This window comes from Mumia spirodelae (genome assembly GCF_050632745.1).
Taxonomy (GTDB): Bacteria; Actinomycetota; Actinomycetes; order Propionibacteriales; family Nocardioidaceae; genus Mumia.
The window spans coordinates 1035612-1051743 of the sequence record NZ_JBODSD010000001.1 but is presented as its reverse complement, the minus strand read 5'-3'; the positions used below and the strand labels follow the sequence as shown (position 1 = coordinate 1051743).

Below are 16132 nucleotides of genomic sequence, written 5' to 3'. Positions count from 1 at the left end.
TGTGTAGGTCAGAACGTCGCTCAGTAGGTCTCGCCGCGCGGCTACCGCTGGCTCAACCGGGGGCGGCTGCGGATCAGCCGCCGCCTTCGGTCGGCGCGGGCGTCGCCGGGGTCTCCCCGAGCTGGGACCTGACCTGGTCGAGGATGGTCGCCATCTTCTCGACCTGCGTCTGGTACTCGCCGAGGTCGCCCGCCTCGAGCGCCTGCTGCGCCGCGTCGTACGCCGCATCGGCCTGCTGCAGGAGCTGCTCGACGCTCTGCGGGGTCGCGGGCTCCTCGGTGCCGCCGCCGTCGCCACCCCCGGCGTCGCCCTCGTTCGTCGGCGGTGGCGCGCCCTCGATGCCGAGCGCGACCCGCAACGCCTCGTCGAGGTTCTGGCCGAAGCCGATCCCCTCGCCGAACGACGCGATCACGAACTGCAGCACCGGGTAGGAACCCTCGGTCGCACTCCGCCGGATGTAGACCGGTTGGACGTACAGCAGTCCCTCGCCCACCGGCAGCGTCAGCAGGTTGCCGAAGAGCACCTTGGTGCCGGCCGACTTGTACGGGAGCAAGGCCGACGAGACGCGGCTGTCCGCCTCGAACTGGTTGGCGATCTGGTTGGGGCCGTCCACCGTGGAGGCAGACCCCAGCTGCAATATCTGTATCTTGCCGTAGCCCTCGGTGTCGCTCGCCTCCGAGTTGACCGACACGAACGACGCGAGGTTCTGCCGGTTGTTGGGCAGGTAGACGCTCGTCAGCGAGAACTTCGGCGCGTCCTCACCGGGGCGCTGGATCGACAGGTAGTACGGGGGCTGCAGCGATCCCTTGGCCGTCGGGTCCTCCGGGATCTTCCAGCGCTCGCCACCCTCGTAGAAGGTCTGCGGGTCGGTCACGTGGTAGGCGCCGAGGATGTTGCGCTGCACCTTGAACATGTCGACCGGGTAGCGCAGGTGCGCCAGCAGGTCGGCCGAGATCTCCGACTTCGGCTTGACCGTGTCGGGGAAGACCTTCATCCAGGTCTTGAGCACCGGGTCCTCGGTGTCCCACTGGTAGAGGTCGACCGAGCCGTCGTACGCGTCGACGACCGCCTTGACGGCGTTGCGCATGTAGTTGACCTGGTCCGACGGAAGCACGGCCTGCGCTCCGGTGCCGGTCAGCGTGTCCGACGTGGCCTCGTCGAGGGAGACCTTCTCGGAGTAGGGGTAGTTCGACGACGTCGTGTAGCCGTCGATGATCCAGACGACCTTGCCGTCGACGACCGCGGGGTACGGGTCGCCGTCGATCGTCAGCCACGGCGCGACCTTCGCGACGCGGTCGCGCGGGTGGCGGTCGTACAGGATCTTGGAGTTCTCGTTGACGCGGTTGGAGAGCACGATGTTGGGCTCGCTGAACTTCACCGCGTAGAGGAGCTTGCGGAACGTGCTGCCGATGTCGACGCCGCCCTTGCCGTCGTACGTGTTCTGGGTGGCGTTCTCGGTCGGCGACTCGCCCGCGGCCTCTTCCTCCTCGGCCGTGGTGCCGTTGCCGCGCGGGATGTCGACCTCGATCGGGTCGGCGCCCTCGGGACGTCCGACGATCGAGTACGACGGGGAGTTCTCGCCGAAGTAGATGCGCGGCTGCTTGTCCAGCGCCAGCTCACCGACCGGCGGGATGTCGCGCTCGACCCAGACCGGCTCGCCCTGCGACCCGCGCTCGTTGCCCTGGGCCGCGATCACGCCGTAGCCGTGGGTGTAGACCGTGTGGTCGTTGGCCCAGTTGCGCTGGTTCTCGGGCAGGCCCTCGAGGTTGAGCTCGCGGGCCGCGATGACGATGTCCTGCGGGTTGTCGTTGCCCTCGAGCTGGTAGCGGTCGACGTCCAGCGTCTTGGGCACGTTGTAGTAGCCGCGGACCTGCTGCAGCTGCTCGAACGCAGGGGACACCAGGGTCGGGTCGAGCAGACGGGTGCTGACCCGCTGCTCCGCCGACTCCGTGAGCTGCTGCGGGGTGAGCGACGTCTTGGCGTTGTAGTTCTGCTTCTCGACCGTCGCGATCCCGTACGCGTCCCTTGTGGCCGCGATGTTCTTCGCGATGTAGGGCGCCTCCTTGTCGGGCTCGGACGGCTTGACCTGGAACGACTGCATGATCGCCGGCCAGATGCCGCCGATCAGCACCGAGGTCAGGACGAGGAGCGCGAGGCTGATCCCGGGGAGGAGCCAGTTCTGCCACACCGCGTTGGCGAAGAACAGCAGCGCGCACAGCAGCGACACCGCCATCAGGATGTTCTTGCTCGGGATGCGTGCGTTGGCGTCGGTGTAGGTGATGCCGGTGAGCAGGTTGCTGCTGTCGACGGAGAAGCCGAAGCGGTCCAGCCAGTAGGCGAACGCCTTCAGCAGCATGATCAGGCCGATGAGGATCGACAGGTGCGTCTGCGTGGCGCGGGAGACCTTGCGGGTCTTGCCGGACAGCTGGATGCCGCCGTACACGTAGTAGACGAACGCGACCGCCAGGCCGGACACGATCAGCAGCGCGAACCCGTACGCCGTGAGGAAACGCAGCCACGGGTAGTCGAAGACGAAGAACGAGATGTCACGCCCGAAGGTCGCGTCGTCCTTGCCGAACGGCGTCGCGTTGCGCCACATCAGGAACGTGCGCCACTGCCCCGCGGCAGAGGACCCGGCGAAGATCAGCAGCAGGACGCCGAGGGCCGCCATCGCCGGCTTGCGCAGCGGGTGGATGGCCTCCCGGTAGCGGACCACCGGGTCGTTCGGGCGCAGCGGACCCGTCGTCTTGGGACGCGAGCGGTAGGCGAGCCACACGTTGAGCAGGACCACCCCGGCGAACAGCGCGCCGAACACCACAAACATGAGCACGCGGGTGCTGAGCATCGTCGAGAAGACGTCACCGTAGTCCACCGACCGGAACCACAGCCGGTCGGTCCAGACGCCGGTGAAGATCGCGCCCAGGAAGAGCAGCGCCACCAGCGTGATGATGGTGGGGATGAGGACACGTCGTCCCTGCCGGCCTACGTCGGGTCGAGGTCGGGCGGCGGCGGATCCTTCGCTCACGAGACTCCTTCAGTGGCTGTGCTCGCGGGCACAGTCGGGGATAGCCGTGGTGGCTGAAAACAAGTGTGACAGGTCACTCCACAAGGGTCTGCCGCAGCATCGCCACCAGTCCAGGGACCAGGTCGGGTCCCTCGGCGAGCTCGTCGCTGCCGCGGACGTCGACGATGCAGTGCGACTGCCCGTCGCGGGTCACGGCGACCGTCAGACGGACCTCCTGACGGTCGGGGTGGTCCGCGACGAAGTCCGTGATCTCGGCCTCGTCGGCGGGCAGACCTTCCTCGGCGTCCGGCGGCAGCATCAGCCGCTCCAGGACCACCGCGGTGCCGTCCACCTGGGGCGGCCAGACGATCTCGGTGACGAAGTCCTCGAACGAGCGCTCGGCCGGTAGGTCGTCCTGCTCCACCGCCGTGAACGAGTCGTCGACGTCGTCCGGGCCGACCCCGAGCTCACGGGCCAGCGCCGGCTCGTCGGCGACCAGCGACGCCGTACGGACCAGCGCGTACAGGCGGGGCGGGACGTCCCAGCCGGAGCCCTGCGCCACCTCGGCGATCTCGAGCGCGGTCTCGCGGAGCGGGTTGGTGGGGGTCAGCTGCATGTCGGCACCGTGGCCTTCGGATCGTCGGAGAGCTTCTCGAGCGCGTTGACGGCGTCGTCCAGCGTCTCGACCCGCACCAGCCGCATGCCGAAGTCGTCGGAGGCGGCTGCCTCGGCACAGTTGCCGTCGGGGACGAGGAACACCTTCGCCCCCGCGGAGGAGGCGCCGGCGAGCTTCTGCTGGATGCCGCCGATGGGGCCCACCGCGCCGGCGGCGTCGATGGTGCCCGTGCCGGCGACCGTCGCGCCGTCGGTCAGGGCGCCGGGGGTGAGCATGTCGTACAGGGCGAGGGCGAAGACGAGCCCCGCGCTCGGGCCGCCGATCGACTCGCCCAGGTTGTTGGTGATGGGGAACGGCAGCTCGACGTCGGTCCCGAGGCTCACGCCGATGCGCGCCTTGCTCGGGTCGTCGGTCGCCGCCTCCGAGGTCACCTTGACGGTCTGGTCCTTGCCGTCGCGCCGGATGTCGAGCGTGATGACGTCGCCAGGCTTCTTCGACGAGACGAGCTTGACCGCCTGGTCGGTGCCGGTGACCTTCGTGCCGTCGATGGCGACGAGCACGTCGTCGACCTCGAGCACGCCGTCCGACGGACCGTCCTCCGTGACCGCCGCGATCTCCACCACCGACTCCACCTCGTAGCCGGCCGCGGTCAGCGCCGCCGCCTCCGAGGTCAGCTTGGAGCTCGCCATCTGCGCGGCGTTCTCCTGCCGCGACTCCTCCGCGGTCTGGTTCTCGGGGTACACGAGGTCGCGCGGGACGACGGCTTCCTTCGGGTCGAAGTAGGCGGTGAAGGCCTGCGGCAGGCTCACCCGCGAGTCCGCGCGGGTCACCGACACGGTGGTGAGGCGGAGCTCGCCGTCGGTCTTGTAGGTCTTGGCGCCCTCGACCTCGAGGACCGGCTTGCCGTCGTAGTCGCCGAGCGCGTCGACCGTCGGACCCGGCCGCATCGTCACGTACGGCACGGGGAGCAGCATCGCGACCGCGACCAGGGTCAGCACGAGGAGCCCGGCCGCGGCCAGGGTGGAGGTACGTCGACTCATCGGGCCCCGCTCACCGACCCGACTCGGGGGTGGCACGGCGTACGACGACGCCGCTGTTGCGCTGAGGTGCCTGCCGGGCGTGGACCACGTCGGGGAGCGGCCGCTGGACGGCGTCGCTGAACTTCGCGTACGCCGGGTCGCCAGGGCCCCACGAACGGGCGGAGCGGTCGACACCGCGCGGCGTCTCGGCGCCACGCCGTCCGTACCAGGCCGCCCACAGCATCGCGAGCGCGGTCACGGCGAGCGGCACCGCAAGCCACAGCAGGATCTTCACGGCCTCAGTCTAGGCACCAGGGGCCACTCGCCGGTCGAGCCACACCCTGCGCCGCCTACGGAGTCCCCACCCACTCGTCCGACCCGTCGTCGAACAGCTGGTGCTTCCAGATCGGCACCTCGGCCTTCAGCCGCTCGATCAGCGCGCGGCTCACGTCGTACGCCTCCGGCCGGTGCGGCGCCGACACCGCCGCCACCACCGCGAGCTCGCCGACGTCGAGGTCCCCGACCCGGTGGACGACCGCGATGCCCCGCACGGGCGTCCCGGCCGCCACCTCCTCCGCGATCGTCTGCAGCACGGGCAGGACACGGGAGTGGGCCGAGTACGCCAGTCCGTCCACGGCCTTGTCGTCGTCGTGGTCGCGCACGGCACCGACGAACAGGACCACTGCGCCGGCGGCGTCGTCGGCCACCGCGTCGTACACCTCCGAGATGTCCAACGGCTCGTCTCGCACGTCCACCAAACGGACCACATCGCTCATGGCGAACAAGCCTAGGGCGCTTCGGCCCGCACGGGTACGTTGGAACCATGCCTGACGATCCGGACCGCACGCCCGACGACATGCCCGACGACCCGGAGGGCACGCCGAGCGGCGACGACCGTACGCCCGACCACGGCATCGGCTTCGGCAAGGTGCCGGGGCCGGCGCAGGGCGGCGCGGGCTCGTCGTCCGGCGACAACCCGTTCGCCGGCACGCCGATGGAGGGCCTGTTCGGCCCCTTCGGGCAGATGTTCGGCGGCGGCGCCGGTGGCCAGATGCCCGACATGAACCTCCTCATGCAGCAGATGCAGCGCATGTTCGCGCCGCACGAGGGCGCGGTGAACTGGGAGCTCGCGACCGACGTCGCACGCCGTACGGTCGTGGCCTCGCCCGATCCGTCCCCGCTCAGCACCGAGACCTCCGCCGTCGACGACGCGATGCGCCTCGCCGAGGTGTGGCTCGACACCGCCACCGACATCCCGGCCGCCTCGGTCCGTTCGGCGGCGTGGAGCCGGTCGCAGTGGGTCGAGTCGACGATGCCGACCTGGCGCGCGATGGTCGAGCCGATCGCGGAGCACGTCGTCGCGGCGATGGCCAACGCCCTGCCGGAGGAGGCCAAGGCCATGGCGGGCCCGCTCGTCGGGATCCTCAACCAGGCCGGCGGCGCGATGTTCGGCTCGCAGGTCGGCCAGGCCGTCGGCACGCTCGCGACCGAGGTCCTCTCGACCACCGACGTCGGGCTCCCCCTCGGCCCGGCGGGCGTCTCCGCGCTCCTCCCGGCCAATGTCCGCGCGTTCGGCGAGGGCCTGGACCAGACCGACACCGACGTCTTCCTGTACGTCGCGCTCCGCGAGGCGGCGCACCAGCGTCTGTTCACCCACGCGCCGTGGCTGCGGGGGCGCCTGCTGTCGACGATCGAGGAGTACGGCCGCGGCACGTCCATCGACGTCGCCTCCATCGAGGAGAAGATGCGCGGCCTCGACCCGACCAACCTCGCGTCCGCCCAGGAGGCACTCGAGGGCGGTCTGTTCGAGCCCGAGCGCACGCCGCAGCAGCAGGCGGTGCTCGACCGGCTCGAGGCGCTGCTCGCGTTCATCGAGGGCTGGGTCGACGAGGTCGTCACGCAGGCCACCGACGGCCGGATGCCGAGCGCACCCGCGCTGCGCGAGGCGATGCGTCGCCGTCGTGCGGCGGGCGGACCGGCCGAGCAGACGTTCGCGTCGCTGGTCGGGCTCGAGCTGCGGCCGCGCAGGCTGCGCGACGCCGCCGCGCTGTGGGCCGCGCTGCGCGACCGCCGTGGCGCCGAGGCGCGCGACGCCGTCTGGTCGCACCCCGACCTGATGCCGACCGCAGCGGACCTCGACGACCCGCTCGGCTTCGCCTACGACGAGACCGCGACCGACGAGGGCAGCGGCGACGCCGCCTTCGACGCGGCGCTCGCGGACCTGCTCGACGGTGGGGCTGCGGGGTCTGACACCAGCGGGGCTGACACCGGCGACGCTGACACCGGCGGGGCGACCGCGGAGAGCGACTCCGCCGACGGCGACGACCGTCGTACGGACGAGGGCGACGACCCCCGTCCGGGCTCCGACCGTTGAGCCTGCACGCCGACGCGTACGGGCTGCTCGACGGCTGGGCAGCACCTGACCCGGCGCAGGACGCGCTGCGTACCGACTACCTCGCGCACCTGCGCGCCCGCCCGGACGCCATGGAGCGTGCCTGCCTGCCGCACCACCTGACCGCGAGCGCGCTCGTGGTGTCGGAGGACGGCACCGAGGTGCTGCTGACCCTGCACCGGCGGCTTCGGCGGTGGCTGCAGACCGGCGGGCACTGCGAGGACGGCGACGTGACGGTACGCGGTGCGGCGCTGCGCGAGGCCACCGAGGAGTCCGGGATCGCGGGGCTGCGCGTCGATCCGGTCCCGCTGCGGCTCGACCGGCACCCGGTCCCCTGCGGCGGCCGCGACGACGCCGAGCACCTGGACGTCCAGATGCTCGCGATCGCACCGCTCGGTGCGGTGGCGGCGATCAGCGAGGAGTCGCTGGACCTCGCGTGGTTCGGCGTGGAGGCGCTGCCGGACACCGACGACTCCGTACGCGCGCTGGTGGCCGCCGCGCGCTCCCGCCTCGGGACCTGACCGCGCCGCCGCCTCCGTTGGGGTACCGCCGCCGCCGCCTCCGGCCGCCGCCTCCGTTCCGCCGCCTCCGCTCGGGTACCCCAGCGAACGCGCACTGACCCGAGCCCACTCGGGTCGGTGCGGCTCCGCTCGGGTACCCGAGCGAGCGGGCCCCGTTTGCCACGCGAGCACCGTAAGTGCCGCCCCCGCACCGCAAATCTGCGGGGCATGAGGGGTACGTGCCACGGGGGCACCGCAAATGGGGTGGGCGTGGCACCGCACATCCCACGGGGGCACCGCAAACGCGGGCGGAAGGGTGCGGCTCCGCTCGGGTACCCCGGTGGAGCCGCACCCCGACGGGGCTACGCCGTCACCGTGATCGGCGATCCCGCGTACACGAGGCGCCAGTCGATCGAAGCGAACACGGCCGGGTCGATCGTGCCGACCTCGGTCACCCAGTCGATGAGCAGCTGCCGGATCTCGACCTGCGCGTTGTAGACGACGGGAGCCGTCTTCACCCCCGGGAAGTTGCCGCCACCGGACTGCCGGTAGTTGTTGATCGCGATGACGAACCGCTGGTCCGCCGTCACCGGAGCACCGCCGTACGCGAGACCGACGATCCGCGACCCCAGCGGCTGCGAGAGGTCGATGTCGTACGTCAGCGGGGCGTCGAGGCCGCCCATGATGTCGTAGTTGTAGTCGGGCGTGCCGTTGGGCGCCGTGTCGGTGACCGCGTTGGTGACGGCGCTCGACGGGAACGGCCCGGTGCCGCTGACCGGCTTGAAGTAGCGTGCCGAGAACTCGAGGTACGCCTTGACCTCCGCGCCGGTGAACACGATCCCCAGCAGCGTGTTGTCGTAGATGTAGAGCCCGGCGACGTCGCGCACCGACACCTCGCCGGCCGGGATCGCCGCCGCGCGGTTGAACGGCGCCGCGATGCTGAGCATCGGCAGGTCCGCCTCGGCGGTGCCGGCGATCGCCTTCTTGACCGCGTCGGCCTGCACGTAGTTGATGAAGTCGATCGCCGCCGTGTCCTCCCACGGCGCGGTCGCGGCGGACATCGCCACCAGGGACGTCCCGATCACGGAGTTGACGTAGGCGACGACCTTGTCGTGGTCGGCCTGCAGCAGCTTCACGATCTGCGGGTCCTCCGCGACGGTGTTGGCGTTGAGGACCTGTGACGTGACGCCGACGACGTCGTAGCCGGACCCGCGCGCCTTGCGCTTGACCGTGATGTCGATCGCCGAGAGCCGCATGCCCCAGCGCAGCGGCTCGGTGAGGATGACGTCCTTGCCGGTCGCCTTGTTCTTGACGACCCGCTGGCCGATCTCGACGTGCGCGTGGCCGACCAGGATCGCGTCGATGCCCGGGACCTCCTCCGCGACGAGCGTGGAGGCGTTCTCGGGCCACGGGAGCGAGTCGCCGTACGACGAGGAGGTGTCGGCGCCGGAGTGGGCGGAGACGAGGACGACGTCCGCACCCGCCTTGCGCATCTTGGGGACCCAGTGCTGCGCGACCTCGACGAGGCCCGGGAAGACCATCTTGCCCTCGACGTTGGCCTTGTCCCAGATCGCGATGCCGGGGTTGGTGAGGCCGAGGATGCCGACGCGGACGGTGTGGCGCCCGACGCGCACCTTCTTGATCACGAACGGCGGGAAGACGGGGAGCCCGGTCGTCGCGTCCTGCGCGTTGGCGCCGAGCAGCGGGAAGTCGCACTGCCGCTCGAACGTGCGCAGCAGCGGGATGCCGTAGTTGAACTCGTGGTTGCCGAGGGCGGCGGCGTCGTAGCCGATCGCGTTCATCGCGGTCGCCATCGGGTGGACGACGCGACGGCCGATCGGCTCGATCTTGGCGTAGTAGTACGCCAGGGACGTGCCCTGGATCGTGTCGCCGGCGTCGATGAGCAGCGGGCACGGGTACGCGTGGCTGTCGCGCATCGCGTCGACGAGGGTCGAGATCTTGGCGAGGCCGATGTCGTTCTGGGCGGAGTCGGTGTACTCCGCGTTCTTGAAGTAGTCCCAGTTGAAGACGTTGCCGTGCAGGTCGGTCGTGCCGAGGACGGTGAAGGTGGCGGTGTCCCCGCCGTGCCCGTGGCCGTGGCCCTTGCCGTGCGCGGACGCGGGCGGCGCGGCGTACCCGGCGGCGGCCAGGGCGGCGGCTGCGGCGGATCCGGTGAGGACGGTACGTCGGCGGACCACGTGCGGCGCGGACGTCGCCTCCTGGTCAGCCGGCAGCTCTGCGGGTGGGTTCGGGGTCATGGACACTCCTCCGGGGCGAGCGCATCAGATGCCGCTCATCTTGCGCCAAACCCACCGATCGCGCGTCGGCAGAACGTGACGGGATCTGATCAGATCTCGGGCATGTCCTTCCATCCGGCGCCGGCGACGACCCCCTCCAGGAAGCCTCGAGCGCGCTCCGTCCGCGGGTAGCGGTCGACGTGCTCCCAGAACTCCGGCCCGTGGTGCGGCACGAGGAGATGGGCCAGCTCGTGGACCAGGACGTAGTCGACGACCCAGTCCGGAAAGCCGTGCAGGCGGCTCGACAGCCGGATCGTGCCGTCCTCCGGGGTGCAGGACCCCCAGCGCCGCCGCTGGTTGTCGACCCACCGCACGCTCGTGGGCACCGCCGCCCCGCCCAGGTAGCGGGCGCTCAGCTCGTCGGCCCGGGTGTGCAGCTCGTCGTCGTCGAGCCGGGTCCGCCGGTCGCGCCGCTCGACCTTGTCCACCATCGTGTCGACCCAGCGCTGCTCCTCGGCGCGGGAGAGTCCGGCGGGCATCAGGATGACGATGCGATCGCCGTCGCGGTAGGCCTGCACCGACTTGCGCCGCCGCGCGCTGCGGCGGATCTCCACCGCGGGGCGGTCGGGTGTCGCGGGTCGCGAGGAGCGGTCGAGGGGGGCGGCCATGGGATCACCGTACGCCCCCGCCGCGACGAGAAATCCTGCGTCCACAGGGCCCTCGACGGTGTCCGAGCAGGTCAGCGTCTGTGCACAACGTTTCCGACCCACCGCGCTCCCCCGCTTTGTACACCGGTTGTCCCACGATCTCCACAGCGAAGAGGGGCGGTTCCCACAGGGTTTCCCCAGCCTTATCCACAGGCGTGGACAACGACACGCGGGTTGGGATTGCCGACGGGGCCGGTCGCACCTAGCGTGAAGCAGATCAGGTCCTGGTCGGGCGGGGCGTCGGCAAGGGGAAGGCAGGCGGCTGGCCCGGCCGGGACCGACTCGTGCGGCGTCCTGTGGACGTCCGTCCCGGCTGTGGACGACGTCACCGCTGCACACGTTCCTCGGGCAGGGTGGATCGACCCCCTCGCCCACCATGCCCGAGGAGCCCCCCGGATGAAGCCTCTCCTCCGCCCCGGCACGACCGTCGTACGCCGTAGCGCGCGGACCCTGCAGATCGGCACCGTGCCCGGCGCCTCCGTCGTGGTCGCCGACCGGCCCGGCGTCGTCGCCGTCCTGCGCGGCGCGGACGGCACCCGCGACCTCGACACCATCGCGGCGACCTCCGGCCAGCCCAGGGCCCTCGTCGTGGAGGCCGCCTCCTCCCTCCTCGAGGCCGGCGCGGTGCTCGACGCCCGGACGTGGGACGACGTCCCCGGTACGCCGCTGGTCGACGAGGCACGAGCACTCGCCGCGCGCGGGTGGTCCCGTGCGGACGTCTCCGCCCAGATGCGGGCGCGTGCCGCGGCCGCCGTCGAGATCGCCTCCGACACCCCGACCGGCGACCTGGCCGACCGACTGGGCGAGATCCTCTCCGCCGCCGGCGTCCCCGCCGCGCAGAAGCCGCTCGAGGCCCCCAGCCTCGTCGTCGTGCTGTCGGCCGGCCCCAGCCCACGCGACGCGTTCGACGTCCTCACCGGCGGAGGGGTGTCGCACCTTCCGGTCGTCTGCGAGGCCGACCGCGTGAGGGTCGGCCCCCTCGTACGCCCGGGGCTGACGCCGTGCGTCCGGTGCGACGACGTCGACCGCTCAGGCTACGAGCCCTCGTGGCCCTTCGTGCTCGAGCAGCTCGCCCGTCCGATCGCCCAGGCGACGCCGAGCCACCCGCACGCGCTCGACACGCTGACGGCGTACGCCGTCGCGGTCCACCTCGCCCACCTCGTGCTGGCGTTCTGCGACGGGCGGCCGTCGCCTGCCGACAGTGCGGTGCAGCTTCTCGGCCTGGCTGGTCACACCGCGTCGACCACTGCCGTCGCGCTCCAACCGGACTGCCCGTGCCAGATCCTGACCCCCGGCACGGCGTTCGATCCCCGCGTCCGTGTTGCCCGGGGTGTCAGAATGACCGCATGAGCGACGGCGGAGACAGGCCCGACGACAAGGACCGCGGCTCCGCCGTCCCCTATCGCTCGCTGTCGCGTGCCGCCAAGCTCGCCTCGCTGCCGATCGGGTTCGCCGGGCGCACCACGCTCGGCATGGGCCGACGGCTCGTCGGAGCCCCCGCCAACGCCGTCCTCACCGAGGTGCAGATCCGCACCGCCGAGCAGATCTTCGCCGTGCTCGGCGAGCTCAAGGGCGGTGCGATGAAGTTCGGCCAGGCGATGAGCGTGTACGAGGCGGCGATGCCGCCCGAGCTCGTCGAGCCCTACCGCGACGTGTTCACGCGTCTCCAGGACGACGCGCCACCGATGCCGACCTCGACCGTGCACCGGATCTTCGCCGGCGAGCTCGGACCCAAGTGGCGCGAGCAGCTGATCGAGCTCGACGACAAGCCCGCCGCCGCGGCCTCGATCGGCCAGGTCCACCGGGGTCGCTGGTTCGACGGCCGCGAGGTCGCGGTCAAGGTGCAGTATCCGGGCGCCTCGGCGGCGATGCGCTCCGACCTGCGCCAGATCGGACGGCTCAGCCGGCTGTTCGCGGTCGCGTTCCCGTCGATCGACGTCAAGCCGCTCGCCGACGAGCTGGCCGAGCGGGTGCGCGAGGAGCTCGACTACGCCCTCGAGGCCCAGGCCCAGCGAGCGTTCGCCGAGGGGTTCGCGGACGACCCCCAGATCGTCGTTCCCGACGTCGTCGCCCACACCGACACCATCCTGATCACGACGTGGATGGAGTCCAAGGGGTCGCTCGCGCAGATCATCGCCGACGGGCTGCCGAGCGAGCGCGACCACTACGGCGAGCTGTTCGCGCGGTTCCTCTTCGCAGGACCGACCCGCGTCGGCATGCTCCACGCCGATCCTCATCCGGGCAACTACCGGGTGATCGGGGACGGACGGCTGGGCGTCGTGGACTACGGGGCCGTCGCCCGCCTCCCCGACGGACTGCCTCCGGTGATCGGGCGCCTCCTGCGGGCCGCCGTCGACGACGACTACGCGACGGTCGTCGACGGGTTGCGCGAGGAGGGGTTCCTCAAGCCGGGGGTCCGCCTCGACGAGGACGTCATGCGGGCCTACCTCGAGCCGTTCGTCGAGCCCGCCCGCCACGAGGTGTTCACGTTCAACCGGGACTGGATGCGTGAGCAGGCGCAGCGCATCTCACGCCCGGCACGCGAGGGCCTCGGGACCGCGATGAAGATCAACCTGCCCCCGTCGTACCTGCTCATCCACCGCGTCTGGAGCGGCGGGCTCGCCATCCTGAGCCAGCTCGGCGCCACCGCGCCGTTCCGCGGGATCCTCGAGGAGAGCCTGCCGGGCTTCGCGGACTGAGCCCGGTCTCGACTCGCTCCGCCCACCGACGGAGGGCCGGACAGACGAAACGGGCGGCACCCCGCGTGGTGCGGGGGCCGCCCGTTTCTCGGTTACAGCTACAGCATCCGGGCGATCCGGATGCGCGCGCCGTACGCAGCGCGTACGAGGCGGTCGAACATCGTTCTTCTCCTTCGACATGGTGGGACTGCCGTCAGGCGACGGCGTCCTTGCGGGGGCGTCCCCGCGGCCGCTTGCGGGGGATGACGGCGCCCTTCAGGAAGAGCTCGCCACCCCACACGCCCCACGGCTCTCCCCGCTCGAGAGCGCCCGCCAGGCACTCGCGTCGGATCGGGCACTCGAGGCAGAGTGCCTTCGCGTCCTCGACGCCCATCGGCGTCTCGGCGAACCAGAGCTCGGGGTCGTGGGTACGACACGGGATCGACGTGTGCTGCACCTCGTGCTCGAGCACGGCGGTCGTCATGGTTTCTCCTGTTTGAGAGAGGTGGTTGCTGGTGGTGGGGCAACGCGGTTCCTGCCGTAGAAGACAGAAAGGCCGCGGATCCCTGGTGTGGGTTCCGCGGCCTGAGTGGCGTCTGATCAACGGTTAGGTCGAATCAGGACTCCGGCGGGCAGATCCCGGGGACTGGTGCTTCACGGCGTTCGGCGACGTGGCGGCGAAGGACGGCATGAACCACCCGAGGTATCGCGCACGCGTCTGCTCAACGTTGATGCCGCAAGCATCGACGCCGATGGCGAGGTTCTTGATGTTCTCCATGACGCGCACGCTCCTCTCTCAAATCGATCCGGGCTGACGAACCAAGACTCTATGCCGCCGTTGCGACAAGGCGCAAACCAATTAACGCCACGTTCTCGAAAAATTTCTGACGAGGTCAGACGGCCTCGCAGAGCGCGAGCACCTCGGCGCCGTACTTCTCCAGCTTGGCCCTCCCGACCCCGGGCACCTTGAGCAGGTCGGTCGCCTCGCGCGGCTTGGCCTCCGCGATCGCCGTCAGCGTCGCGTCGGTGAACACCACGTAGGCCGGCACCTTCTGGGCCGTCGCCTGCTCGCTGCGCCACCCGCGCAGGCGCTCGAAGAGTTCCTCGTCGTACGTCGAAGGACAGTCGAGGCAACGTCCGAGCTTGCGCTCCGCGCCGGTCGTGAGCACGGCGTCACAGGTGCGGCACCGGGCGATCGACCGCTCCTTGCGAGTGCGGCGGCCGCGTCCGGCACCGACCGCCGGCTCGTCGTCGGCGGGGCGCAGGCCATCCAGGAATCGGCTCGGGCGGCGGTTGCCCCGCCCTCCCGGGTTGCGCGCCAGCGACCACGAGACCTCGAGCCGGTCACGCGCCCGGGTCACGCCGACGTAGAACAGGCGGCGCTCCTCCTCGACCCCCTTGTCGTCGGTGGCGTACGCGATCGGGACCGTGCCCTCCTGCATCCCGACGAGGAACACCACGTCCCACTCCAGGCCCTTGGCCGCGTGGAGCGTCGTGAGGGTGACGCCCTCGGCGATCGGGGCGTGGGCGTGCTTCGCGCGGCGGTCGAGGTCGTCGACCAAAGCCGTGAGATCGGCGTCGGGCTGCGTCGCCTGCAGGTCGGTCGCCATCGACACGACCGCGTGCAGGGACTCCCAGCGGTCGCGCTGCGCACCGGCGCTGGTCGGGGCGGTCTCGGTGTAGCCCATCGTCGCGAGCACCGCCCGGACGTCGGCCACGAGCCCGTCCTCCCCCACGTCGCCACCCCGCGCCTGGCCGCGCAGCAGCGTCACGGCCTGGCGGACCTCCGGTCGGTCGAAGAACCGCTCGACGCCCCGCACGACGTAGGGGAGGTTGCGCGCCGCGAGCGCCTCCTCGTACGCCTCGGACTGGGCGTTGGTGCGGAACAGGATCGCGACCTCGCGCAACGGGGTGCCGCCCGCGCGCAGCTGCAGGATCTGGGCGGCGACCGCCTCGGCCTCGGCGACCTCGTCCGAGTAGGACGTGTAGGTGACGCCGGGCCCGGCGTCGCGCTGCGCCCGCAGCACGACACCCTCGCGCCGCGACCGGGCGAAGACGGCGTTGGCGGCCGCCACCACCTGCGGCGTCGAGCGGTAGTTGCGGACCAGCTCGATCCGCTGCGTGCCGGGGTGCTGCTTGGCGAAGTCGTTGAGGTGCTTCGGGGAAGCGCCGGCGAACGAGTAGATCGTCTGCAGCGGGTCGCCGACCACGCAGATGTCGTGCCGACCGCCGAGCCACTGCTCGAGGAGCGCGGCCTGGAGCGGGTTGACGTCCTGGTACTCGTCGACGACGAGCCACCGGTACTGCCGGCGGATCTCGGCCGCGACCTTCTCGTGCTCGGCCAGCATCGAGACCGTGCAGAGCAGGACGTCCTCCATGTCCATGCGTCCGCGGTCGCGCTTGACCTCCTCGTACGCCGCCATCACGTGCGCCACCGTGGCGTCGTCGACGGCGTCCAGCCCCCGGTGGGCGCCCGGAGCGAGCCGCGGGTAGTCGTCGGGACGGACGTTGGAGACCTTGGCCCACTCGATCTCGGCGGCCAGGTCGCGCAGCAGTGCCGAGTCGGTCTGCACGCGGCACCGCTTGGCCGCCTCGGCGACCAGCGGGATCTTGGACGCGATCAGCTCGGGGAGCCCGTTGCCGTACAGGCGGGGCCAGAAGTAGCCGATCTGCCGCAGGGCCGCGGCGTGGAACGTCCGGGCCTGGACGCCGTCGGCGCCGAGCTGGCGCAGCCGCCCCCGCATCTCCCCCGCGGCGCGTGCGGTGAACGTCACGGCGAGGACCTCGGTGGGCTTGTAGACGCCGGTCGCCGCGCCGTACGCGATGCGGTGGGTGATCGCCCGCGTCTTGCCCGTGCCCGCACCGGCGATCACGCAGACCGGGCCGCGCAGGGCGAGCGCGACCTCACGCTGCTCGGGGTCGAGGGCGTCGAGCAGGCTGTCGGCGGACGGCACGGATCTCCTCGGGGGTCGTGCGGGC

At 71.3% G+C, this 16132-nt stretch carries 13 protein-coding genes; 4 read left to right on the top strand and 9 right to left on the bottom strand.

Annotation, left to right across the window (positions count from 1 at the left end):
- Nucleotides 1–73: 73 nt before the first annotated feature.
- From ACQSSQ_RS05130 to ACQSSQ_RS05110, 5 genes are all read right to left on the bottom strand, one after another.
- Nucleotides 74–3025: a UPF0182 family membrane protein gene (locus ACQSSQ_RS05130; RefSeq protein WP_431325957.1), complete on the bottom strand. Its 2952-nt coding sequence runs from the start codon at nt 3023–3025 to the stop codon at nt 74–76.
- Nucleotides 3026–3098: 73 nt separating this feature from the next.
- Nucleotides 3099–3620, bottom strand: coding sequence for a PPA1309 family protein (locus ACQSSQ_RS05125; RefSeq protein ID WP_431325956.1), 522 nt, complete (start codon nt 3618–3620; stop codon nt 3099–3101).
- Nucleotides 3611–4660: a YlbL family protein gene (locus ACQSSQ_RS05120; RefSeq protein ID WP_431325955.1), complete on the bottom strand. Its 1050-nt coding sequence runs from the start codon at nt 4658–4660 to the stop codon at nt 3611–3613. The genes ACQSSQ_RS05125 and ACQSSQ_RS05120 overlap by 10 nt, the downstream gene beginning before the upstream one ends.
- Nucleotides 4661–4670: 10 nt before the next feature.
- A complete protein-coding gene (locus tag ACQSSQ_RS05115) occupies nt 4671–4934 on the bottom strand; it encodes a hypothetical protein (RefSeq protein WP_431325954.1) in 264 nt (87 codons plus the stop codon).
- A 55-nt stretch (nt 4935–4989) separates the two neighbouring features.
- On the bottom strand, nt 4990–5415 hold the full coding sequence (locus ACQSSQ_RS05110; protein ID WP_431325953.1) for a molybdenum cofactor biosynthesis protein MoaE: 426 nt from the start codon (nt 5413–5415) through the stop codon (nt 4990–4992).
- A gap of 47 nt (nt 5416–5462) precedes the next feature.
- Between ACQSSQ_RS05110 and ACQSSQ_RS05105 the strand changes: the two genes are divergently transcribed.
- Both ACQSSQ_RS05105 and ACQSSQ_RS05100 read left to right on the top strand, forming a co-directional pair.
- Nucleotides 5463–7013: a zinc-dependent metalloprotease gene (locus ACQSSQ_RS05105; protein WP_431325952.1), complete on the top strand. Its 1551-nt coding sequence runs from the start codon at nt 5463–5465 to the stop codon at nt 7011–7013.
- On the top strand, nt 7010–7552 hold the full coding sequence (locus ACQSSQ_RS05100) for an NUDIX domain-containing protein (protein ID WP_431325951.1): 543 nt from the start codon (nt 7010–7012) through the stop codon (nt 7550–7552). Before ACQSSQ_RS05105 ends, ACQSSQ_RS05100 begins: the two co-directional genes overlap by 4 nt.
- A gap of 341 nt (nt 7553–7893) precedes the next feature.
- On the opposite strand, the gene ACQSSQ_RS05095 is transcribed toward ACQSSQ_RS05100, so the two are convergent.
- Nucleotides 7894–9789, bottom strand: a complete 1896-nt coding sequence (locus tag ACQSSQ_RS05095; RefSeq protein WP_431325950.1) for a bifunctional metallophosphatase/5'-nucleotidase — start codon at nt 9787–9789, stop codon at nt 7894–7896.
- Between the two features lie 89 nt (nt 9790–9878).
- Nucleotides 9879–10436: a M48 metallopeptidase family protein gene (locus ACQSSQ_RS05090; protein ID WP_431325949.1), complete on the bottom strand. Its 558-nt coding sequence runs from the start codon at nt 10434–10436 to the stop codon at nt 9879–9881.
- A 435-nt stretch (nt 10437–10871) separates the two neighbouring features.
- Between ACQSSQ_RS05090 and ACQSSQ_RS05085 the strand changes: the two genes are divergently transcribed.
- Together ACQSSQ_RS05085 and ACQSSQ_RS05080 are read left to right on the top strand one after the other, a co-directional pair.
- Entirely contained in the window at nt 10872–11825 is a 954-nt protein-coding gene (locus ACQSSQ_RS05085) for a hypothetical protein (protein WP_431325948.1), read from the top strand.
- A complete protein-coding gene (locus ACQSSQ_RS05080; protein WP_431325947.1) occupies nt 11822–13174 on the top strand; it encodes an ABC1 kinase family protein in 1353 nt (450 codons plus the stop codon). Before ACQSSQ_RS05085 ends, ACQSSQ_RS05080 begins: the two co-directional genes overlap by 4 nt.
- Nucleotides 13175–13367: 193 nt before the next feature.
- Here ACQSSQ_RS05080 and ACQSSQ_RS05075 read toward each other — a convergent pair whose 3' ends face one another.
- Both ACQSSQ_RS05075 and ACQSSQ_RS05070 read right to left on the bottom strand, forming a co-directional pair.
- Nucleotides 13368–13637 carry a WhiB family transcriptional regulator gene (locus ACQSSQ_RS05075; RefSeq protein WP_431325946.1) on the bottom strand — a complete coding sequence of 90 codons (270 nt, stop codon included), beginning with the start codon at nt 13635–13637 and terminating at the stop codon, nt 13368–13370.
- A 409-nt stretch (nt 13638–14046) separates the two neighbouring features.
- Nucleotides 14047–16107, bottom strand: coding sequence for an ATP-dependent DNA helicase UvrD2 (locus tag ACQSSQ_RS05070; RefSeq protein ID WP_431325945.1), 2061 nt, complete (start codon nt 16105–16107; stop codon nt 14047–14049).
- Nucleotides 16108–16132 lie beyond the last annotated feature (25 nt).